We start from the raw sequence: 22,507 nt of genomic DNA, 5'->3' as shown, positions 1-22,507 counted from the left end.
TACTTAAACGGCTTAATTGGTAATCAGGTAAAACCTCCATGAGTATAATTGCTCACTGCAAAAGTGACATGCTCCCACTGTGTTTGTGTAATAGCGGTTGAAACCGCCGAGTTTCTAATCTAATAAGTCGGGTTCCCGACGCACTATCATGTCATAAAGCGGTTGAAAGCTAAACCATCCCATACGGTGAGACCCTACTTGCTGCTGTGTTAAACGCGCACATTCTGGCTTGATGAGAATTGGTTTTCCCGCTGCTTCGGCCATTAACTGCGCTTGACAAGAACGTTCCATTGCAATAAACCACCAAGCGGCTTCATCTACTGTTTGACCTACTGTTAACAGTCCGTGATTTTGTAAGATAATAGCTTTTTTCTCACCTAAAGTTTTGGCTATGCGTTTAGCTTCTTCGATTTCCAAAACAACTCCGGTGTAATCGTCAAATAAAGCTTGGTCTTCATAAAAAGAACAAGCATCTTGCGTCAGCGGGTCAAGCAGGCGGCCCAAACTCGACCAACTTTTGCCGTAGGGAGAATGAGCGTGGGCTGCTGCGATTACGTCGGGGCGGGCGCTGTGTACTTGGGAATGAATGGCAAATGCTGCTTCGTTTACGGGTTTATTTCCTTCAACAACTTCGCCTTTGTGGTTGACTAAAATTAGGTCGCTGACTCGAATTAAACCAAAGTGCATTCCAAAAGAATTGACCCAGAAATGGTCGAGGTGTTCGGGGTCGCGGACGGTGATATGTCCGGCAATTCCTTCGCTGAATCCGAAGCGGGCAAATAATCGAAATGCGGCGGCTAAACGCTGTTTGCGGTGGCGGCGTTCTTCTTCAATTGAGTTGAATGTTGGGGGTTGAAAAGTGACTTTGGGGATTTTTATTGCAACCATAGATTTGGGAATTGGGCATTGGCCAAACAGGGCATGGGGCATTGTTGACTGTTAACCGTTGACTGTTGACTGTTGACTGTTAACTGTTAACTAATGACTACTGACTAATGACTACTGACTACTGACTACTGACTTTATCTTCGCTGAGACGCAAGCCTGCGATGTTTTTGCAGTCAAAGGTGGCGTTGTTGCCGGGGCGACGTTCTATTAATTCGATGATTTGTCCGGCGGGGTTTTGCAGAAACCACTGGGTTAATGAGCCGTAGTCTAGAGGGCGCTCTGATAGCGGTTTAAAGTTTTTATTTTGCCATATTTTAGCAGCATTCTGCACGTTTTCGACTCGAAGCGCGACGTGGTGAACTGCTTCTAATCCTCTTTCTTGCTGAAAGCGGTTTTTTTGGTCGCCGGCTGCGTGGGGCGCATCTAATACTACTAAGCCGCCGGCTGGCATCAATAAGGTCATTAAATGCAGCCACAAATCGGAGGGAACATTAATGTTTTCCGCACAAAAGTTAATCGGGAACAAGTCTGGGCCTTCGACAATTTTGGCACCGAAGGGGTAAAAAGATTCGGCATATTTTTCGAGTTCGGTTCGGCTGGGAAATGTGATGACAAAGTGGTCGATCGCAACTTGTTCGTCGTACAGGTGTGTTTCAAACGTCCAGGCTGTTAAAAATTCGGGAGTGATAAATTTGGGGTTGAATTCCAGCAAGCCATTTTTTTCGATGAAAGGTGAGTCAAAATGGCCCTCAAGGTTGCGATCGAACTTTAGGGTTTTTAGATTCAAGTTTTTCATGTATCTCACCCGATGTTGAAGGACGCAAAACTGCGAATTTTGTCTACAAGCTGAATTTGACACACATTTGGTGCGCCTTCAGTCAAAAATAACACAAAATTTAATACAGGCAAGCCGATCGCCCGATCGCAACTCCCAAACCTTTACAAAGCAAGTATTCCCCAATCTAAAATCTACAATCTACAATCTACAATCGGATGGTTTGCCGATCGCGTTCCCGGCCAACCACGCCGTAGTCCAGGCACTTTGGAAGTTGAAACCGCCCGTCACGCCGTCGATATCCAAGATTTCCCCAGCAAAGAAAAGTCCGGGACAGCGGCGGCTTTCCATTGTCTTAAAATCGACTTCTTTGAGGTTGACACCGCCGCAGGTGACGAATTCTTCTTTAAATGCGCCTTTTCCGGCAATCTGATATTCGCCTTGAACGAGTTCTAGCAGGAGGCGATCGAGGATTTTATTCGATAAGTCGGCCCAGCGTTTTTGCTCATCAATGCCGATCGAACTTGTCAAACGTTCCCAGAGGCGGCGCGGCACCGGAAAGGGACAGCTAGAGACAATCAATCGGTGCGACAACTGCGACTTAACCGCTAGCAGTTGCTGCCGCAAAACTTCCGCATTGTACTGGGGAAGCCAATTAATCAGGACAGAGGTTTTATAATGGCGATCGTGCAAAAATCTCGCACCCCAAGCCGAAAGTTTGAGGACAGCAGGCCCGCTTAAACCCCAGTGAGTAATTAGCAAAGGCCCGCTTTGTTCTAATTTAGCTCCCGGCAATTTCACCTTAGCATTAGGAACCGAAATTCCGGCTAAATCTTTGATTCTACTGTCGGAAATATTAAAAGTAAATAGAGAAGGAACGGGCAGTTCTACAGTATTACCTAACTCTTTTGCCCACTTATAACCCGACGGATTGCTGCCTGTAGCGAGAAGAATGCGATCGCACTTAAAACTCTCCCCCGACTTCAACTCAATTTCAAATGTAGGGGCGGTGCCCCCGTGCCCGCCCTCCAATGTTAACTTCTTTACTGAAACTACTGCATCGCCGGTGCGAATTTTTACGCCTGCATCCTCAGCAGCCCGGATCAAACAGTTAACAATTGTCGCCGAATCGTCTGTAATCGGAAACATTCGCCCGTCTTCTTCTGTTTTCAACTTCACACCGTGACCGGCAAACCATTCTACAGTATCGCGGGGTTGAAATCGAGTAAAAGCACCGCGCAGAGCTTTCCCTCCTCTGGGGTAATTCTGCACTAAAACACCGGGGTCAAAACAAGCGTGAGTCACATTGCAGCGCCCGCCGCCAGAGATGCGAACTTTTGCCAGGAGTTGCCGGCCAGCTTCTAGTAAAGTGACGCGGGCCTGCGGATAGGTTTTGGCACAGGTAATTGCACTAAAAAAACCAGCAGCACCGCCGCCGATAACTGTAATTTTGAGCATTCGATCGGACAAATTTTTTCTCGCTTATTCTGGTTCAAAATCGGATTTTTTCGCCCCGCAAGTCGGACAAACCCAATCGTCGGGGATATCTTCAAAGGCAGTACCGGGATCTATGCCTCCGTCGGGGTCGCCTACTTCTGGATCGTAGACGTAATTGCAAACTGTACAAACGTATTTTTGCATTTGCTTAACTCAATTTTATATTGTAAGCTTATAGATTGTACTTGACAACGCAACCTAGTGCAATACCAATTTCCCAACGTAATGCGACTTTCGGCGATTCCCAAATTATTAAAAATTAAATTTTGCACAATCATAAAATCTAAAATCTAATTAAGTCTTGCACACTTATAAAATCTAAAATCTAAAATCTAAAATCTAAAATCGTCAAAGCCTCCAAAACCGCAGTTCTAGAGGCTTGATTGTATTTTTTATTAGTTTACTGTGATGGGAAGACTAGACTTTTGCTAAAGGCTTAGTCCAAACGCCGTTTTCATCTTCTTCGTATTGCTGGTGAATGGCGTCCCAAGCAGTGTGTTCCGCTTGTATCGAGTCGTTGCTTTCGTCAAATGCGGCGTTGTAGGATTCCATAAAGGTTTTTTGAGCTGCTTCCGACAGGTGCGATCGCACTTCTGGAGATAAGTCTGCCGGACTATTGCAGCGACCTTTAACGGCGCGCGGCAGCGTCATTTCGCTAACTGAAACTTCTTCGCCACCTGCACTTTCTAGCAAGAGTTGAAATTCGCCCGATTTATCTGCGGGAACTTCGGCCATCACTAGAAATTCGCCTGCTTCAACGCGCGTTTGATAGATAGTTGCTTTGTCTTCGGGCATTCCCACAGCGACTAAAGCGGAAACTAGACCCGCACCGGCCGAACCTGCGATCGCGCCGCTAGCAGCACCCAACAGTACAGCACCCAGCGGGCCCGCCGAGACTACTGCACCGACAAAGGGAATAAACAGCACGCCGACGCCTGTTAGCAAACCCAAAAAAGAACCGAATAAGGAACCAAAAATTGCCCCGCTTCGCAGACCGCCTAAAATTACATCTTTTTTAGTAATAAAGCCGGCAATTTTAGTTTTAGATTGAAAGTTTTTTCCCATTACTGAGATGTGGTCGCGGGAAACTCCGCGATCGAGCAACCGCCGAATTACGCCGTCTAATTGTTCTTCTTCCTTAAATACGGCTGAAACTGTTCGTTCGGCTAAATATTCCTCGGTCATTGTTCCTCCTTGATCGTTTCTCGATTAGTTATGCTGGTTTTCAGTATAGGAGGACGCTGTAGGGCGATCGCATCGACCGCGAGATAGAGGTCGATGCGACTGTGGCTAGATTGAGTCTATATCAAAGGAGTTAAAGAGGCTGGTAGTTTCCGGTGCAATCGGTTATTTCAAGCTTTTATTCATATCTAATGTACTCAGCTAAAAACACCAATTGATTTATCATTTCTTCGGCTGACTTAGCAGCAATCAAGTTAAAAAACCCCCGCAACTGATCGCCAATCGAGTACCGCTGTTGCACTCCCATAATAATTCCAGCATGACCGATATTTTGGGCAATAAAGGTACTGTGCAAACGACAAAAATCTTTAGTGTTGAAACTGTATATGGCACGCCCTTGCTCCGCTGCCCAGATCAGTTGTTCCTCATCTGAACAGCTAAGCTTGTTAGCGTCCGAGGTAGTTATTACGTCTACACCAGAGGTTCGCAGAGCGAGTATCAGCGAGCGTTGGAGAATATCCTCATCCATGTATAAACAAATTCGGCTCACGATAGCTTACCTGCCATATATTCTGCTTCCAAACGGTCATACTCTTCGTAGTAAGCTGCTATTTCGGCGTCCGTTGCTTCCTTGTTCGCGTAATAGTAAGTGAGTGCTGCATAAATTTGTGCTAAAGTCAAATGCGGTATTTCATCAATGATTTGCTGTGGAGTCATCCCGGCATTAAAATCAATAGCAATATTCTGTACCGTAATTCTAGTTCCTGCAATTCGCGGGCGGCCGCCGCAAGTTCCGGGCGTGCGGACAATTAGCGTTCCTATATCAACGGCAGTTGTCATATTTACCTAGATTGAGTTAACTTTATTCTATTGTAACGCAGCTTCATTTCTACCCGATCGCACTAAACAACATTAATCAATGCCATTAGCACCCCTGTTTCCTGTCGTTCATCCCATTCTCAAATCGGCTTTTCCCAGATGTCTGTGGACGGGAGATATCAACAGCCGAGAAATTGCCCTCACATTTGACGACGGGCCGCACCGTCAGCACACACCTCAATTGTTAAAAATTTTAGATAAATACGACATCAAAGCTAGTTTTTTCTGGCTGGGATTTTGCGTGGACAGGCATCCAGAAACGGCTAAAGAAGTGTACGATCGCGGACACTGGATCGGCCTCCACGGCTATCAGCATATATCGTTTCCCAAACTCAAAACCCACGAACTCAAACAAAGTTTAGAAGACACGCAAAAAGCAATTGCCAAAGCTTGCGATTTAGACCCACAATTAATCCTGGACGTGCGGCCACCCAACGGCATTTTTACGCCGCGAACATTAGAGTTATTGCAACAGTGGGAATATCGCCCTGTAATGTGGAGTGTTGTCCCGGAAGATTGGGTGCGACCGGGGGTGAGGAAAGTTATTAGTCGCATCGTGCAGCAAACAGAAAACGGCTCAATTATTGTACTGCACGACGGCTATTGCGGCGGTGAAGATGTTGCAGCTTCTGCTGATAAAATAATTCCCTTGCTTTTGTACAAAGGTTACAAATTCGTGACAGTCGATCGACTGTGGGAACAGGCTAACATTCAAATACCAGGAAATTAAGTTAATGAAAAAAAGACAGTTTATTGCATCTCTTTGTTTGGTAAGTGCCGGATGGGCGATCGAGCTTTCTCCTGCTTCCCTGAGTGCGGAAACTCCACTTGTAGTGCAGCAGCCAGCCCCTGGCGTATCCGCGCCTGCCCCCAACTCGAAAACCCCGCAAGTGGAACTGCTAAATCCGGGAGTGGAACCACGACAGGAACTGCGTTTAAAACCAGCTATCGATGTCAAACAAACAACTGTTATGACCGTAAAAATGGATATGGAAATATCCGCATCCGGTCGGTCTTCGCCTGGGGCTAAAATTCCAGTATCGGTGATGACTTTCGAGACAAAAGTCACTAAGATTGATCCCAACGGCGATATTCACTACGAGTTTGCTTATACTAACTCAGATATCGTCGGCGATACTGGAAATATGCCGCCAGCAGTCCGAGATGCCATGCGTTCCGCACTCAAAAGCATGGTGGGAGTGAAAGGCTCTTTCATCATGGACAATCGCGGTTTTCATAAAGGAGGTGACATTATTTTGCCCGAAAAAGCTGACAACAACCTCAAACAAATGGTTCGACAAATGTCTAAATCTCTAGAGCAACTTGCCTCGCCGCTGCCCGCAGAAGCAGTCGGAAAAGGAGCCAAATGGCGCGTTTCTTCTTCTTCTGATTTGAGTGGCATGAATTTGAATAACATTTATACCTATGAATTGGCGAGCTGGCAAGATGGAGTTGCCTCTCTGAATGTAAGTATAGAGCAGCAAGCAAACCCTCAAAATATTACCTCTCCCCAATTGCCTGCTGGAACTACCTTAACCCTAAAATCTTTTAGTTCTCAGGGTGGGGGATCAACCACAATGCGCTTGGATAGATTAATGCCGTTTCGGTCTACTGTGTCTGTTAGTTCAAATAGCGAAATGAGTGGTAAAAATGCGGGCAGTTCTCAAGAATTAACACTCACAACAAAAATGGTGATGGAGATGACTTTAGAGTCGAAGTAACCTTTATTATACCAACTGGAAAAAGTAGGGACACGGCAATTCCGTGTCCCTGGTCGCAGCTAAATTTTTAATAAATGGTATTAAATCGGGCTAATATACTTGATATTATGTAAATTTTCCGAAACTTTCGATCGCCAATTTGCAAGTAGAGGAGTCTGTTCTATGGTTCGATCGCACAAAAGTCAAGCTGTAATTGCTTTCGTCGTAGCTTTAGGGATAATCATCGGGAATTTAGTGTTTCCGGGCATGAATGTACCGCCGGCATTTGCTCAAGCTAAATTTCAGGATGTTAAAGACCATTGGGCGCAAGGTTGCATTGAGGAGTTAGCACAGAAAAAAATTATCAGCGGCTACTACGAAGACGGCACTTTTCGCCCGAATCGCCCAGTCAGCCGCGCTGAGTTTGCGGCGATGGTTCGCATGGCTTTTCCCGATGCCAAAACCGTCCGCGCTCCGATCGACTTTGCAGATATTCCTACAAATTACTGGGGTTTTAAAGCAATTCGAGAAGCTTATCAGACGGGTTTTATGTCTGGATACAGTGGCAGTATTTTTAACCCCACTTTGAATATTACCCGCTGGCAGGCTTTGGTAGCTTTAAGCAGCGGCTTGAAATATACACCTACGACGGGGCCGGCGGCTGAGATTTTGGATGCGACTTTTGAGGATGCGCCGCAAATTCCCGAACTGGCCAGAAGTGCGATCGCCGCCGCCACAGAAAAACAACTTGTGGTCAATTATCCGGCTGTAAAACAGCTAGAACCTACTCGGAATGCTACTCGCGCCGAAGTCGCCACTTTTTTCTGTCAGGCGATCGCCAAACCCGGTCAAACGGCCTTAGTTCCTGCGGAATATATCGCCCAAGTTCCGGCGAATATCGGCCCGCCGAGAACAACAGAAACCTCGGAATCGGGGAAACTTCGCGCAGAAGTTTCTTTCGTAAAAGAAGCAGAAAATGCTAAAAATCTCCGCATCAAAATCATCCGCGACGGTAAAAAATTATTAGAAGAACCAGTGCTGATTCCGACTCGTTCTCTAGTAGATAACCCCGACCAAAGAGCCAGCGAAGAAATATCAGAAGGACGTTTTTTATCGCTGCGAATCCGTGATTTGGACGGCGACAAGGAACCGGAAGTCCTGGCAGATTTAGTGTCAACCAAAAGCGGCGTCCGCTGCTGCAATTATTCGTTTATTTACCGCTACGACTCGGCAGCTAACAAATACACTCATATCAAGCATTTCTGGGGCAATGTGAGTTACGAAATTGTCGATTTTGGCAAAAATGATATCCCAGAGTTTAAGAGTCAGGACGGCAGATTTTCCGAGGCTTTTACCAATTATGCTGATTCTCGCTTCCCGCTGCAAGTTTGGCAGTACCGCCAAGGTAAAATGCAAGATGTTAGCAAACAGTATCCGGTGGAAGTATACACGAATTCTGCTGAGCTTTGGCTGGAATCTAACAAGCGTCTGAGTGAAGATGGGGAGGTGAAGGGGGTGTTGGCGGCTTTCATGGCGAACAAGTATGTCATGGGCCAGGAGGCGGAAGGTTGGCAGTTGTTGGAGAAAGTTTATCAAGGACGCGATCGCACTCAATACTTTGGGAAGTTGCGGGAGTTTTTGGTAAGTACGGGTTATGCGAGTAAGTAGATTTGCAGGTCTTTAAGCGCAGAGGAACGCGGATTAACGCGGATAGTGTCTGTAGGGGCGGATTTGGTATTTAGATTAGCTGTTCAGTATTTGGTATTTCGTGCTAAACCCGCCCCTATAAGTTTTTTGTAATTACCATGCAAATTCTCTCTTCAGATTTTCCGCTAATTTCATATTGTGCGGCTGAAAATACTCGCGCAATCGCTGGCTGACAACATCATCCGCAGGCTGATAATCACCACCGTTGTACTTTTGATAATTCCCGAGTGGAAAATCTGGCAAATCTAAAAACTCAAAAACTTGTTTGAGTGTCGCAGCCGGATTGGCATAAAATTCTTCACTCTGCAAAATCAAAAACTGTTCCCGATGAAAAAGTTTCATCCACTGTTTGAGACTGCAAGCATAAAGACTCTTATAAATATAATGACAATCTTTCCACTGAGCCCTATCTTCTAAACTGGTTTCGGTTGCACCAGCAAGCAATTGCAACTCGGAATCGATCGCCTTTTCAAAACTCCTGCGTTCAGTACCGCGCCTCACCAGCATTTGATAGTGCGAAAAAGCCCGATCAACTGGATTTCTCAAAATCACAATCAGCTTAACTTTTGGTAAACAACCGTGCAATCTTTCTGCAGCCAGCGGGTGAGTCAGATAAGTCGGAGTTGCTTCTCCTACTAAAAAATGATGCGAATCTATTGGCGGCGGAAAATGCGCCTGGTACCAAGCTAATCCCTTGTTAAAATGTTCTGAAAAAAAACAGATTTCTTTATTGGCTGCCGGTAAAATCTGAGGGTGGGAAGTGATATATTTGTAGAGAGAAGTTGTGCCGCAACGGGGAGAACCGATGATAATGAAATCGGCCGATCGCAATTTTTCATAATTCCATTCTACTTGTGCCAATTCCGGGCGAGATGCGACTGTTTGCAAGCGGACTGCGGTTTGAAAAAGCGCGATCGACTCTTGAATTTTTCCCTGCTTGCTCAGCGCTACAGCCAAGTTAATGTAGGCTAATGGAAAATTTGGCAAAATCTCGATAACTTCGCGGTAAAGAGCAACCAGGCTGTCAATCAGAGGAGAATATTGAGGCAGCGGCGCGTACAGCAAGGGGAAGTAAGCAGCAGTAAAGTTTGGTTGTAGGAGAATGGCTTTTTGGTGACAGGCGACAGCTTCTGCAATTTGTCCGTTTTGTTGCAGCGCTTTGCCTAAATTGTGGTAAGCGGAGGGCGAATTGGGATTTTGGGTGATCGACTGTTCGTAAAGGGCGATCGACTCTTGCAATTTTCCCTCATCCTTCAAACTATCTCTAAAAGTATCTGTAAAAGTGCGATCCTCTCCGAAGGCTTCGCTAAGGGCAAAACTCATGCTGGAATCCTGTAATAACCGCGCATCATCACCTTAACATCCAAGTGCTTCATTTCGGCAGTAGAAGCATCGTGAATCATATTTTCTGTCGGTGCAATATAAGCCTCACCCGGTGCAATTCTTAGCTTCACCACCGGATAATTAGGATAGCGTCTCATAAACTCATGAGTTAACTGCCTCCTCCAAGGTTTGCTAACATCTGACTCGCGACAGCCCAACATCTCAAAAATGTCCATCTCAGTCAAATTCACAAACAAAAAATAACGGCTGTCCCGCCCTAAATTCAAGCAAATCCGATTAGTAGCGTCCTGCTTTTTCGCCAGCGGCAACCAGTCCCAATTATCAGTATGCAAACCGTTGCGGCAACCCCGTTTATTATCAATTGTTGCCGTACTCAATCCCGGCTGCCTGCCTCCCATACCGTTAATAATTGGCGACGCGTCCGACATACAAAAAGGCTTAAAATATTCAATTAATTTATCGAGTGCTTGCTGGCATTTTTCCTGCGATTTAAACTCAGCGACCTGTAGCCGAGTTGTTAGCGAAGCTATACCGGCAGCAGCAAACAAGGTTAAAACATCCGGCGGTAAACGCACAATTCCTATACCCGAATATGGCGGCGGCGGTTCATGAACCCAAAGCAGTGCAGACTCTGCTGGTGTTGGTTCCCTCCAAGGTTCTTGTGGCATAAAAGCCCCTTCGCAATACGGAATGCGATCGGGTACGCTGTCAACAGCTAGCTGAGTCCCCGAACTCAGCCACACTCGGGGAATTTGCCACTCTGATTCTGGAGTTTCTAACTCCAAATTTTGACATCGATAAATTACGATACTCCGGCGCAGATAAGACATTTTTTACTATATTTGAAAAACAGGTTTGTAGTAAGGACTAAAGTCCTTAATTTGGTCAAAATTAAGGACTTTAGTCCTTACTACGAACTGGGAACAATTCAAGTTTTTACTACAAAATTATTGCTCTTTTGTAGTCTTATTTAATGACCGCAGTGCATTGGTAACAAGTTAAGACTTAATTGCATTTGTCAATCAGTAATATTACTCAAAAAAAACTGCTTTTTTAGGAGTGGAAAATTTACGATTTGAGAGGGAGTAGGTATAAATATCATGGGAGGCATGATTCCTCGATCGCCCAAATCTCAGTTTTATGCCCAAAATCCGAGTAAATGTTGAGCATAATTGCTGATTGACAAATGCTTTCTTAGCTTAACTTGTTAGCAATGACCGCAATGACCGCAGTGAGAACAGTGAGAACAGTGAGAGCAGTGATTAGTGCAGTGAGTACAGTGACGGCACAAAGCCCCTACTTCACACCCTTCAGCATGAGGAAATTGCCAGAGGGTTTGCGTTAAAGTTGTCGGGTCAACATCCTGCCTGGGAACTGAAGAAAAAGTCAAAACGCGGGCTTCGTCGTCTGTGCTTTCTACCAAAATTTCACCCTCAGCAACTTGAATTGCATCTCGGTGCAAAATGCTGATGCCGAACATATTGGTCATGCCCAATTCTGACAACTTAGAGGCAATTTCATTGAGAAATTCCGAGTTGTTGACAACTGCTTCCGATCGTTCGATTGCTGCGGAGACAGCCTCTGTAACGCGGACAAATTCTAAGGGAAACCAAACCGATTCGCCCGATGTTTGATTGTGTTCAACCTTCCACATATAGGGAATCGCATCGGTATATTCTGTGGTGGGTTTGATATAAGCATTGTTGCCTTCAAATTCTTCGACCAATCTTTCGTTATCGGAAAGGTCGAAGTGTTTGTGCAGCAAACAGATACCAACCTGCTTTTGTAAACCGTGACGGCGGACGATCGCGCCCAGTTCTGTCATGTTGTCTTTGGCTTGCTCTAACAGGTCTTTCGCAGTGAAAAAATGATCTAAACAATCAAAAATATCTGGCTTGTAAGATGTCAGCATACAGGTTTAGGTTTCCTTTTAAGTATCCACCTTTAGAGCATAGGTAAATGCTGAGCCGATGTCAACTATTTGCCGAGCGTAAAACTATTATTGGTTTGAAAGTAAGTAAATTTACTAACAAGCTGCGAAGAAATGTAAAGCCTTGTTGCTTTTTGAAGCGCCAAGCTAAAATAAATATAAAATATCAGACATTAAATCACTTAAAATGGTATATCCACCTGCACCTTGGAGTCTGCAAGGTTATGCTGTTCAGACTTTACAATTGGTAGATGTGGCACGAGTGCGCCTCTTGGTTCCCTCTGAGTTAGAAATTGTCTCTGTATTGCCCGGAAAAACCCTAGGTGGCATTTATATATCCTCCTACGGGTTGGGTTCGGTTATGGAGTACAATGAGTTAATTGTAGTTAGCGCGATCGCCAATTATGCAGGAAAATGGGGCGCTTGGATTTCCCATATTTACGTAGACAACCCTAACTCGGTAGCCGGCGGGCGGGAAATTTGGGGACTTCCTAAAGAATTAGCTACATTTAGTTGGGAAGGCAGCGATTCGGTAAAAGCAGCACCCCTAGGCTACCGCGTCACAGTTAGCCAAGGAAACCGTCAACTGTGCAGCCTCAATTACAGCCAGCAAAGCTTAGCCTTACCGCTGCCTTTTAGCGGAAATGTTTTCAGCGCTGACCGCAGCAATTTGCTGTTGTTTAAAGGAGGATTACAGTCTCGCATCGGTTTGATTAAAGGCGAATTAGAAGTGGCAGAAGAAAGTCCTTTTGGCAGTTTAAACTTAGGTCAGCCCTTGCTAACAGTTGCCTGCGAAGATATGCGTTTAACAGTCAGTGCGCCGGAAGTTGTGGGAAACAGAGCCGTTGAATTCAGTTATTAGCTGTAAAGTGCGGATATTCGCCGTAAACCTAAAAAAACACAACAACCAGAAACCCGGTTTCTTGAAGAAGCCGGGTTTCTGGCGCGGCGTATTAGTTTGAGCTACTTACTAATCTTTTTGAGGACTTACGCATCAAACGGTGCTAAAAACCCGGTTTCTTCTTAGATGCGTCGTTGCAGCCCCCAATATTCTCCGAGAAACCGGGTTGTTTTTCGTAAGTCCTATTTTTAAATGCCAGCCCCCGGAGCGGCTTCAGCACCCATTTCTAAAATTGTACCGCGAAGGAAATCAATTTGCTGCTGGAAGTCCATGCCCTCAATCTTTCCTAATAAAGATTTTCCTGCGTCGGGAAGTTGATAGTCTGGAGGGACAGGAATAATAGTTCCTTCGTCCATTCCTACTGCTAGAAAATACCAAAAAGCCAGTTTCGTTTCAGGGCTCATCGAGCCGTACATCCGGCTGATTTCGGTATTGGCTTTTGAGGCAATGTCGCGCATTACTTGTAGTTGTTCTTCGTGGGGCAGCGGCTTGACTTGCTCGAACAAACCCTGAGCGATTTCGGAACCGGAAGCACCGGGAGCCGCTGGTGTTATTGACTTGCCCATTTGGGTGTAAACAAACCACAGCAAACCTAATTGGTCGTCTACACTCAACTTCTTAATATCTGCTTTTCCTTGGTCGTAAGCACTGGTAGTAGTAAAGGTCATTCAAGCCTCCAAAATAATATGTATTGCTCAGTTTTCTTATTTGTGAGAAAACTTTTGTTTGCTACTTAAGTTAAAGTACCTAATAAAGAGTGAGGCTAGAATCTTGCTTAAGACAGAGATGAGCCAGGACCTAAGTTCGGCGAGTAAATTAACCAAAATAGGGAATATTTGCAACCAAAGGATGAGGCAAATTTGACAAAATTGTTGTTAGCGGATCTCAGGATTAGCATTGTTTAGCCGATCGACGATCGCCTATAATCGCAACAGACCTGTATTGAGGTGGCTGTTATGTCGATCGCAACTGCAAAACGCTTCACCCTAGCGGAATATCACCGCCTGACAGAACTGGGGTTCTTTAGTGAGGACGATCGAGTTGAGTTAATTAATGGAGAACTTGTGAAAATGGCAGCTAAAGGTACCGCTCACGAAACCTGTCTGAGAAGATTATTGCGGGAATTAAGCGCCATAGTAGCAGAGCGGGCAACTTTACAGTGTCAATCTCCCATCGTTTTACCGACAAACAGCGAACCTGAACCTGATTTTTCGCTCGTACAAAATCGCCCTGACGACTATCTATCCTCTCACCCCTGTCCAGGGGATATACTGTTGCTGATTGAGATTGCAGATTCTTCTTTGAGTTACGACAAACAGGTTAAGCTCCCCCTTTATGCTGAAGCCGGAATCTCGAACTATTGGATATTTAATTTATTACAAACTTGCTTGGAATGTTACAGCGATCCGTATCAGAATGCCCATGGCCAATTTGGTTATCGCAGGACGCTGATTTTTCTGCCCAACGAGTCTGTTAATCTGCCTTATTTTCACGACTTGGCGCTCGATTTATCGAGAGTATTTCCGCCAACTATAGAATCCTGAAGGACTCTGATATTATTCCAAAGAAAATAGGCTGGCAAACAGCCAGCCTAGAATCAGGAGAACTTTATTTCAAACTCGTTGAAAATCTAGCTAAACAAACCCGAAATCCCGTTGACTGCTATTGCTCCAGCCAAAGCGGAAACAACCACAGAAGTCAGAGCCGTACCGAACAGCCACCAAGCTGCGGCTGCTGCCGCTTCGCGTGCATCTTCTGCTTGCTGCTTGGTCTTTTTCTTGAGCTGTTTGATGCGTTTTTTGGCTTCATGTTGCAGGCGTTCCGATCGCAATAAAACGCTGTCCCTGGCTCCTTCCATTTGGTCAACAATTCGGTGAGCGTCAGTCTCGGAAATATCGGAACGAGAACTCAGCAGGGCAACTAAAGTACCGCGATCGAACTCACCTAAACGCTCTTTAATCGCGTCAAATCCTGCCTGCGGGTCATCAAACACTTTGCGTAAGTCCCGCTTGATGCCTTCGTAGTTGAGTTCTGGTCGATCAAGCGAATTGAGGTAATCCCGGATTTTCCCGAAAATACCATCCATTGCTGACTGAAACTTGTCCTGAACCATTTGAACTTGTTCGACAATTTGGTTGCGGACAGATTCAATTTGGTCGGCAATTTTGTTGGCTTCCTCTTCCGAGATATCTTCCCGCTGCGACAGCAATGCTACCAGAGTCGATCGATCGAAGTGCTTCACGCGATCGCCCAAACTTTGCATCCCCATTCCCGGCTCGCTAAACAGCAACTGCAAATCGCGTTTGATGCTTTCAGGATTGAGTTCTTCCTTGTCCGTATTCCGCAAGTAATTTTCCAAACTTCCTTGGAAATCCCGGACTGTTTTTTGAGCGCGAGATGCCAAGCGGCGAGGAGATTTCACGATGCTGCGAATCGAATCTTGCACGCGATCGATCGTCCGATTGATCTGTTCTTCGCTCAAATCTTCCCGCTGCGACAGCAGCTTGACTAAAGTTTCGCGATCGACCTGAGAAAGTCTGTCCCGAAGTGCCAAAGCACCCTCTTTCGGATTTTCAAACAATTTAGTCAAATCCCGATTGATGGCTTCTGGATCGAGTTCTTCCAGGTTTGTATTCCGCAGGTAATCGCCAATTTTTGCAGTAACTTCCTCGTACTGTTGCTTAGCTCTATCTGCAACTATTTGCGGCGCGTGGATAATGTTGTCGCGCACAGATTCGATCCGGTCGATCGTCTGATTGATCTGTTCTTCGCTGAGGTCTTGGCGCTGTGACAGCAACTGCACCAGCGTATCGCGGTCGAATTGAGATAAGCGTTCTCTCAGCGCTTTAAATCCGGCTTCCGGGTCGTTTAACAGCGTTTGAAACTCGCGCTCGATCGCTTCAGGATTGAGTTCTTCCTTATTAGTATTGCGGAGATAGTCTTCTACCTTTTGCCGCAATTCTTGGGCTTTCGATTGCGCTTGCTCTTGCAATTCTTGAGCTTTAGAAATCACGCGATCGCGCGAACTTTCGAGCCGCCCGATTAACTGATCGGCTTCCTCTGGACTGAAATCTTCGCGCTGACCCAGCAACTGCACCAAAGTATCGCGGTTAAACTGCGAAAGGCGATCGCGCAAAGCCTCAAAACCAGCATCTCGATCTTCCAAAAGCGCTTGGAAATCCCGCTCGATACCTTCAGGATTCAATTCTTCCTTGCCGGTCGATCGCAAATAATTCTCAATCCGACTCCGCAAATCTTGAGACTGTTCTTCACCAGCAGCAGCTTGCACAATTTCCAACACTTCTTGTCGGACACCTTCAAGCTGTTCGGCAATTTCCGTCACCTGTTCAGGAGCAAACCCCTCACGGCGACCCAGAATACCTACAAAATAATCTGGATTAAACAGCTCTAACTGGCGCAAAACTGCCCCCGGAGAAGCTTCCGGGTCGTAAATCACATCCCTAAATTCCTGCTTGATTGTCTCCCGGTTGAGATGCCAAGGTTGGGCATTCATCAAGTAGTTTTCCACATCAGCCTTAGCTGTATTGAAAGGCAGCGCAGGCACTTTGTCGCCCACCTTAGAAGCCAAAGATTTAGCTTGTTCCGTCCCTTTGGCTGTCAGTTGCTGCAACTGACCAGTGATTTTTTCAACATCCAAATCCGACAAATCCGTCCGCGACAAAACAGTGTTCACAAGAGAGCCCACTCCCAACTGCATCGCTCGCTTCATGGGGCTGCTGGATTCCGATTTGTTTTCCCTACTTTCCAGAATTTGAGACAGCTTGGCATTTAGTTCGTCAGACTTCAGCAAATCGGGAGCCGCAAACTTGAGAAAATCAACCAACTCTAAATTCGGGTCTTTCTGCTCTTGCTGCTTACCGAAAGTTTGCTTCCAAACGCCTTCGAGTTGGTCAGCAACTTGAGTTATTTCCTCTTGAGAAAAGTCTGTGCGACTCTTAACTAAATCCACAAAAGTCTGGCGGTTAACATTCTTCAGAACGTCGCTTCCCGCAAGAGATTTGATATCTGCATCGCCCAGCAACTTTTCAAATTGACCGCGAATTTCCTTAACATCTAATTTCGGTAACTGCAAAGAACCCACATAATCTTGCAGTGTTTCGCGAATGCTATCGGGGTCTACCGCCGAACTCAACTCGCGGCGGACAGCGGCAACAGATGCCTCTACAGTATTGACCATTTGGTCGCTGGCCATCTTGCCGCCGATCGCAGCACCAGCAGTACCCATGACGCCTTGAATGCCAGAAAAAGCAGTTTTTATCAAGGAACCGATCATAGAACCGACGGCGCTAGAACCCAGCCACACCAGCGTTAAAAAGTACGCAGCCCAGATGACCACACCAATAATTGCCGCTCCGTCTACGCTGGCAATTGAAGTTAGTTTGACTGCCAAAAAACAAGCCAAAAATAAAGCCAGGTTAACGGTGACTAAAATCCAACCCCCGACTAAACCTTCGATTTTCCGAACTTTCTTGCCTAAACTTTCGGACTCATCATCATCATCGTCATCGTCGGGTAAAGCCTCGTCCCAATTTGATATCTTGGCGGCGATCGAGAAATTTGTTAACAGGAATTGGAAGCCGAAAGCCATAATGACTCCGGCGATTAAGGCTACGAAAAACTGAGGGCTTAAAAACATCAGCCCTCCGATATCGGGGTGGTCAAATGGCACATCTATTTCTACTGGCATTTGTACTGGCATTTGTACTGGCATTTGTACTGGCATTTGTACTGGCATTTGGCCCCTATCGAGTTTTGGAGTGTACAGCGACATTAATAACTCGCTTTGAAACATAATTTACCTCCTGAATTTTTATGCCTAACTCGGCATAGCGAAAATTGCCCCCTACTTTTTTATCGGGGTGTTTGTAATCTTTAGATGAGGTTTTGTTTGGGTTCGGCTTTATCTTACGGAAGCCCTTATTAGTGACATTGGGATGAGTGGTAACTCAGTTCTATAGTAATCTCATCCTTACTGCTTATTATGGCTCTGGAAGCTAAAAAATAAATCCGTCTAAAGTCAGAAATTACTTTTTAAGGGATTGGTAGCAGCAGAGTTCGCATAAAACTGGCAAGTTTGAGGCGGGGGCAATCTCCACCAATTATCAATAGTAGTAAAGTGCGATGTGATGCACTCTACATATCGTATATAGCAATCCTAAATCAGTTGTAAAAATATGTAGGGGTAGTGCTACCCCTACTCCCCGTGCCTAGCCCAGCCAAGGCGGGGCAACCGGGCGTGGGTTTTGCCCCTACAAGAATTACACAAATCATTTAGGATTGCTATAGTGCGCTACCGAGTTAGGATTCCGTTGGATTTTTAGGCTCAAAACGAGCGAGTAATTGCGGGCGATCGAGATCCATACTCAGTCGCGTGATTTCCAGAGGTTCTAGTTGAATCAAAGGCTCGATTATTTGGGCTAATTCTTCATCAATTTCGCCAAATCTTACTTGTAATATACTCTCAAGAAAATGGCGTTTACTTTGCTGAATACCTTGCTCGATACCTTGCTGAATACTTGGCTCGATACCTCGCTGAATACCTTGCTCGATACCTAGCTGACTTGCTTCTTCAAGCCGTTGTAAATAGAGGGGTGATAGTTCCATAATTAACTCCAGATTTTATCGATAATAAATAGTAAAGTGATATTGAGCGCACCCTACCGATTGTAGAGTGCGCTGCTGACTCAGGATTCCGGTTGATTTTTTTGTTCAAAATGAGCTAGCAATTCAGAGCGATCGAGCTGCCTAATTAGTCGCGTGCGATCGAGGGGTTCTAGCTGAATCAAAGGCTCGATTATTTGGACTAATTCTTCATCAATCTCGCCAAATTTTAGTTGTAGGAGACTCTCAACCATCAGGCGTTGAGCGCGCTGCATAGCTTGCTGCATACCTTGCTGAATACCTTGCTGAATACCTTGCTGCATACCTTGCTGCATACCTTGCTGCATACCTTGCTGCATACCTTGCTGAATACCTTGCTGGATACCGCGCTGAGTTGCATCTTCCAACCGTTGCAAGTAGAGGGGTGACAGTTCCATAATTAACTCCCGATCTTCTCGATCTATGTCTTGACGTACTTCTAATATCGTTCGCAAGTTGTACAACAATTCTAACGCATTCAACCGAAAGACATTATCTGAGGGTAACTCTCTCAATTCGGCAATAGCTTGCTTCTGCACGTTTCCCTTCCCTAAAACTCTCAGCCACAGGGTTTCTGGAGTCCGGGGGAGTTGGTGAATGGCAATAATCGCTGCTTTCAGAGACGCACCCATAAAATAAACTCCACTTACCCAATTTTCCGGTTCGGGAATCGCTCGAAATCCAGCTAATATCGTGTCGGAAACAGTCGGCGACAGTATCCAAAGTTGGGGCAAGTCTGCCTCTGCAATCCGGGTATTTTCTCTAACTGCCGCGCGTTCAAATTCGCCGTGGATATCGAAGAGTTTGCCCAGACAACTGCGAATTTCTCCGATTTGGACGGGGCTGCGGAAGGGTTCAAATACAGCGGGTTTTGCTGCAATTTGACCCAAAATGCCGAGGGCTGTTGCTTCGACTTCCGGTTCTGCTTTCGGGGAAAATAAAACGTCAACCTGCCTTACTTCTCCAGCGACATCCCGGCTGGTTTCTACATTACCGAGAGGGGTTAATAGTTCTTTCAGATACTGTTTGGCAAATTGGTCGTGAATAAATCTGGTCATGCGATTTTAGATTTTAGAGGGGGAATTAGTTACTGGATATGGGTTTGGCGCTTGCCTCAAGTTGCATGGTTTTTTGAATCCGGTCAATCCATTTTAGATTTTAGATTTTAGATTAAAGAATTGAAGCATTGATCCCACGGATAAATACGTTCGGCAAGTTTCATCGGATACAGGTTTTTTATTTCTGGACGGATGAATCACGTGGCGGGTATCCTGGATGCTGTCGGTCATTAGAATGTAATTGCGCGTCATTCAACAAACATGATATCAGGTGCGCCGCAGCGTACCCTACGAATTTTTGCCGCAGCATTTACCCTCACAGTTGCGAATGCTGCGAATACAGCCGTACTCCTCGAAACGTTGACTGTGTTTGCGAACAGTAGGATAGGCCAGTAAATATAATGGAATTCCGATTAGTTTGTAAAGCAATCGACCAGCAGCATGAACAATATCCCAAATTTCGCTTAAATTAGGTTCTTGAACAAATTCTCCTATTTCATCTTTTAAGGCAAGCCACTGAGATTGCACAGTAGGAGAGTGACAATTATCAAAGACTGCCATACCTTTTTCGTAGTTTTGCCAAATTTTATTCATATATTTAATCAAATCGGGCTTAGTTCTGATAATATCAGAAGTTGATCTAAAATTACACTCATCCGGTATTTTAAGGAAATCAGCCATGCGACTATCTCAAATGCTTTTTGTTACCCTGCGCGAAGACCCGGCAGAAGCAGAAATTCCTAGCCACAAACTATTACTCCGTGCCGGATACATCCGGCGCATCGGTAGCGGAATTTACGCTTATCTACCTTTAATGTGGCGAGTTCTCAAAAAAGTATCTCAAATTGTGCGCGAAGAAATGGACGCTACCGGCGCTCAAGAATGTCTCCTCCCGCAATTGCAACCGGCTGATTTGTGGCGGGAATCCGGCCGCTGGGACACCTACACTCAAGCTGAAGGTATTATGTTTGCCATGACAGATAGGCAGCAGCGAGAATTGGGACTGGGCCCAACTCACGAAGAAGTAATTACTACAATTGCTAAAGATATGATTCGTTCCTATCGGCAATTGCCTTTACATCTTTATCAAATCCAAACTAAGTTTCGCGATGAAATTCGCCCGCGTTTTGGGTTGATGCGCGGTCGCGAATTCATTATGAAAGATGGCTATTCTTTCCATACAAACGAAGAAAGTTTGAAAAAAACTTATCAGGATATGGCTCAAGCTTATAGCAATATGCTGCGCCGATCGGGCTTGCAATTCCGAGCAGTAGATGCTGATTCTGGAGCAATTGGCGGCTCTGGTTCTCAAGAGTTTATGGTGTTGGCTGAAGCGGGAGAAGATGAAGTTCTTTATACTGAAGATGGTCAGTATGCAGCTAATGTGGAAAAGGCTGTATCGATGCCTGCTGATGCCGAACCGTCGCCCTTTGCAACGTTTGAAAAGCGGGAAACGCCGGGAACTGAAACAATTGATAAACTTTGCAAATTTTTGAAATGTTCTCCGACGCAAGTTGTCAAAAATGTGCTTTATCAAGCTGTTTACGAGAATGGGATCACAGTCTTGGTCTTGGTAAGCATTCGCGGCGACCAAGATGTGAATCAGGTAAAGTTGCTGAATGAGTTGACGAAGTTAGCGGGCAATTATCAAGCTAAAACTGTTTTATTTTTGACTGTTCCCGATGCGGAAGCTCAGCGGAAATGGGCGGCTAAATCTTTACCTCTCGGTTATATGGCTCCGGATCTTGCTGATGATTATATCGCCTCCAACCCCCCCCAACCCCCCCTTACCAAGGGGGGGCAAGGGGGGGTATCTCCCAAGTTTTTGCGTTTGGTCGATCGCACCGCAGTTGACCTGACAAACTTTGTCACTGGTTCAAACGAATCAGGATACCACGTTGTCGGGGCTAATTGGGATAAAGAATTTCCGCTACCAGCAACGGTTGTAGGCGTCAGAACAGCCAAAAAGGGCGATCGGGCAGTGCACAACCCCGAACAAACCTTGCAAAGCGCCAGAGGCATCGAAGTCGGCCACATCTTCCAATTAGGAACCAAATACTCTCAAGCAATGGGTGCCACCTACACCAGCGAACAAGGCGAAGAAATGCCCTTTGTGATGGGCTGCTACGGCGTCGGCGTGTCGCGGCTAGCTCAATCGGCCGTAGAACAATCCTACGACAAAGACGGGATAATTTGGCCAGTGGCGATCGCCCCGTATCACGCCATCATTAGCATCCCCAATATTTCCGACGCCCAACAAGTAGAAGTCGCCGAAAAACTCTATGCAGAACTCAACCAATCTGGCATTGAAACCCTACTAGATGACCGCGACGAACGAGCCGGAGTTAAATTCAAAGATGCTGATTTAATCGGCATTCCCTATCGCATTGTTCCGGGTCGTTCGCTCAAAGCAGGCAAAGTTGAAGTCGTGGAAAGAGCAACTCACAAATCACATGAAATTCTCATTGATGAAGTAAATTCTACTTTAAAACAGTGGATTGAAGCCGCCATCAACTAAGCCTTTATAATTGGTAAGGTGCGCGCACCGTGCACCTACATTTAGGCTCGCAATGTTCCCGGTGTACACCCTACATTGCGAGCCTCTTGGGAGCATCACACTTTTTCAGCCCAGCTAGAAATTGGAGTTGGGAGGCAGGAGACAGGAGGCAGGATGCAAAATGCAGGAGGAAAGAGGAAAAAAGAAGGAGCCACAAGAAGTGTTTTGGGAGCATCTCAATGAAAGCAGCAAAGCTCGAAATTGGAATTAGGAGTCAGGAGTCAGGAGCCAGGAGAAAAGAGTCAGAAGGAAGAAGAAAGAAGTGTTTTTGCAAATATGAGATGCTCCCAGTGTTTTTACAAATATGAGATGCTCTTCCCTCTTCCTTCTTCTCTCTTCCTTCTTCCTTCTTCTCTCTTCCTTCTTCTCTCTTCCTTCTTCCCTCTTCCCTCTTCCCTCTTCCTTCTTCCTGACATCCGTTACATCCG

At 45.7% G+C, this 22,507-nt stretch carries 21 protein-coding genes; 6 read left to right on the top strand and 15 right to left on the bottom strand.

The genetic code is table 11. The features are described from left to right. Nucleotides 1-114: 114 nt before the first annotated feature. The 7 genes from QUB35_RS11405 to QUB35_RS11375 all read right to left on the bottom strand — a co-directional run bounded on the left by QUB35_RS11405 (nucleotide 115) and on the right by QUB35_RS11375 (nucleotide 5,182). Entirely contained in the window at nucleotides 115-888 is a 774-nt protein-coding gene (locus QUB35_RS11405; RefSeq protein ID WP_333142029.1) for a class II aldolase/adducin family protein, read from the bottom strand. A 118-nt stretch (nucleotides 889-1,006) separates the two neighbouring features. Continuing rightward, nucleotides 1,007-1,684: a hypothetical protein gene (locus tag QUB35_RS11400; RefSeq protein ID WP_333142028.1), complete on the bottom strand. Its 678-nt coding sequence runs from the start codon at nucleotides 1,682-1,684 to the stop codon at nucleotides 1,007-1,009. Nucleotides 1,685-1,864: 180 nt separating this feature from the next. Continuing rightward, nucleotides 1,865-3,121: an NAD(P)/FAD-dependent oxidoreductase gene (locus tag QUB35_RS11395; protein ID WP_333142027.1), complete on the bottom strand. Its 1,257-nt coding sequence runs from the start codon at nucleotides 3,119-3,121 to the stop codon at nucleotides 1,865-1,867. A 24-nt stretch (nucleotides 3,122-3,145) separates the two neighbouring features. Beyond that, on the bottom strand, nucleotides 3,146-3,304 hold the full coding sequence (gene rd, locus QUB35_RS11390) for a rubredoxin (protein ID WP_333142026.1): 159 nt from the start codon (nucleotides 3,302-3,304) through the stop codon (nucleotides 3,146-3,148). Nucleotides 3,305-3,577: 273 nt separating this feature from the next. Then, nucleotides 3,578-4,345 (bottom strand): ChaB family protein, encoded by a 768-nt coding sequence (locus QUB35_RS11385; RefSeq protein ID WP_333142025.1) that lies wholly within the window; start codon nucleotides 4,343-4,345, stop codon nucleotides 3,578-3,580. Nucleotides 4,346-4,520: 175 nt separating this feature from the next. Continuing rightward, nucleotides 4,521-4,892 carry a DUF5615 family PIN-like protein gene (locus QUB35_RS11380; protein ID WP_333142024.1) on the bottom strand — a complete coding sequence of 124 codons (372 nt, stop codon included), beginning with the start codon at nucleotides 4,890-4,892 and terminating at the stop codon, nucleotides 4,521-4,523. After that, nucleotides 4,889-5,182, bottom strand: coding sequence for a DUF433 domain-containing protein (locus QUB35_RS11375; protein WP_333106892.1), 294 nt, complete (start codon nucleotides 5,180-5,182; stop codon nucleotides 4,889-4,891). Before QUB35_RS11375 ends, QUB35_RS11380 begins: the two co-directional genes overlap by 4 nt. Before the next feature lie 79 nt (nucleotides 5,183-5,261). Here QUB35_RS11375 and QUB35_RS11370 point away from each other — a divergent pair, with 79 nt between their 5' ends. From QUB35_RS11370 to QUB35_RS11360, 3 genes are all read left to right on the top strand, one after another. Then, nucleotides 5,262-5,951 (top strand): polysaccharide deacetylase family protein, encoded by a 690-nt coding sequence (locus tag QUB35_RS11370; protein ID WP_333142023.1) that lies wholly within the window; start codon nucleotides 5,262-5,264, stop codon nucleotides 5,949-5,951. Between the two features lie 4 nt (nucleotides 5,952-5,955). After that, nucleotides 5,956-6,942 (top strand): DUF6263 family protein, encoded by a 987-nt coding sequence (locus tag QUB35_RS11365; protein ID WP_333142022.1) that lies wholly within the window; start codon nucleotides 5,956-5,958, stop codon nucleotides 6,940-6,942. Between the two features lie 162 nt (nucleotides 6,943-7,104). After that, nucleotides 7,105-8,589, top strand: a complete 1,485-nt coding sequence (locus QUB35_RS11360) for an S-layer homology domain-containing protein (protein WP_333142020.1) — start codon at nucleotides 7,105-7,107, stop codon at nucleotides 8,587-8,589. A gap of 132 nt (nucleotides 8,590-8,721) precedes the next feature. Here QUB35_RS11360 and QUB35_RS11355 read toward each other — a convergent pair whose 3' ends face one another. The 3 genes from QUB35_RS11355 to QUB35_RS11345 all read right to left on the bottom strand — a co-directional run bounded on the left by QUB35_RS11355 (nucleotide 8,722) and on the right by QUB35_RS11345 (nucleotide 11,884). Beyond that, the gene (locus QUB35_RS11355; protein ID WP_333142019.1) at nucleotides 8,722-9,951 is read right to left on the bottom strand and encodes a tetratricopeptide repeat protein; all 1,230 of its coding nucleotides are present in this window, start codon (nucleotides 9,949-9,951) and stop codon (nucleotides 8,722-8,724) included. After that, nucleotides 9,948-10,802, bottom strand: a complete 855-nt coding sequence (locus QUB35_RS11350; protein WP_333142018.1) for a hypothetical protein — start codon at nucleotides 10,800-10,802, stop codon at nucleotides 9,948-9,950. Before QUB35_RS11350 ends, QUB35_RS11355 begins: the two co-directional genes overlap by 4 nt. Nucleotides 10,803-11,179: 377 nt before the next feature. Continuing rightward, complete coding sequence (locus tag QUB35_RS11345; RefSeq protein WP_333142017.1) at nucleotides 11,180-11,884, bottom strand: glycerol-3-phosphate ABC transporter substrate-binding protein; 705 nt, start codon at nucleotides 11,882-11,884, stop codon at nucleotides 11,180-11,182. Nucleotides 11,885-12,089: 205 nt separating this feature from the next. Here QUB35_RS11345 and QUB35_RS11340 point away from each other — a divergent pair, with 205 nt between their 5' ends. After that, a complete protein-coding gene (locus QUB35_RS11340) occupies nucleotides 12,090-12,764 on the top strand; it encodes an acetoacetate decarboxylase family protein (protein ID WP_333142016.1) in 675 nt (224 codons plus the stop codon). A gap of 227 nt (nucleotides 12,765-12,991) precedes the next feature. Here the strand turns inward: QUB35_RS11340 and QUB35_RS11335 are convergent, their stop codons facing one another. After that, nucleotides 12,992-13,471: an orange carotenoid protein N-terminal domain-containing protein gene (locus QUB35_RS11335; protein ID WP_333142015.1), complete on the bottom strand. Its 480-nt coding sequence runs from the start codon at nucleotides 13,469-13,471 to the stop codon at nucleotides 12,992-12,994. A gap of 288 nt (nucleotides 13,472-13,759) precedes the next feature. On the opposite strand from QUB35_RS11335, the gene QUB35_RS11330 reads away from it, so the two are divergent. Next, nucleotides 13,760-14,347 carry a Uma2 family endonuclease gene (locus QUB35_RS11330; protein ID WP_333142014.1) on the top strand — a complete coding sequence of 196 codons (588 nt, stop codon included), beginning with the start codon at nucleotides 13,760-13,762 and terminating at the stop codon, nucleotides 14,345-14,347. An 86-nt stretch (nucleotides 14,348-14,433) separates the two neighbouring features. Here QUB35_RS11330 and QUB35_RS11325 read toward each other — a convergent pair whose 3' ends face one another. The 4 genes from QUB35_RS11325 to QUB35_RS11310 all read right to left on the bottom strand — a co-directional run bounded on the left by QUB35_RS11325 (nucleotide 14,434) and on the right by QUB35_RS11310 (nucleotide 20,116). Then, nucleotides 14,434-17,616, bottom strand: a complete 3,183-nt coding sequence (locus tag QUB35_RS11325) for an MFS transporter (RefSeq protein ID WP_333142013.1) — start codon at nucleotides 17,614-17,616, stop codon at nucleotides 14,434-14,436. A gap of 506 nt (nucleotides 17,617-18,122) precedes the next feature. Further along, nucleotides 18,123-18,428 carry a hypothetical protein gene (locus QUB35_RS11320; protein WP_333142012.1) on the bottom strand — a complete coding sequence of 102 codons (306 nt, stop codon included), beginning with the start codon at nucleotides 18,426-18,428 and terminating at the stop codon, nucleotides 18,123-18,125. 80 nt (nucleotides 18,429-18,508) lie between these two features. Then, a complete protein-coding gene (locus tag QUB35_RS11315; RefSeq protein ID WP_333142011.1) occupies nucleotides 18,509-19,522 on the bottom strand; it encodes a hypothetical protein in 1,014 nt (337 codons plus the stop codon). 288 nt (nucleotides 19,523-19,810) lie between these two features. After that, entirely contained in the window at nucleotides 19,811-20,116 is a 306-nt protein-coding gene (locus QUB35_RS11310; protein ID WP_333142010.1) for a hypothetical protein, read from the bottom strand. Nucleotides 20,117-20,201: 85 nt separating this feature from the next. Between QUB35_RS11310 and proS the strand changes: the two genes are divergently transcribed. Then, nucleotides 20,202-22,040, top strand: coding sequence for a proline--tRNA ligase (gene proS / locus QUB35_RS11305; RefSeq protein ID WP_333142009.1), 1,839 nt, complete (start codon nucleotides 20,202-20,204; stop codon nucleotides 22,038-22,040). Nucleotides 22,041-22,507 lie beyond the last annotated feature (467 nt).

It is taken from the genome of Microcoleus sp. B13-B6, assembly GCF_036705405.1.
GTDB lineage: Bacteria > Cyanobacteriota > Cyanobacteriia > Cyanobacteriales > Microcoleaceae > Microcoleus.
This window is presented reverse-complemented; position numbering and strand designations above follow the sequence as displayed.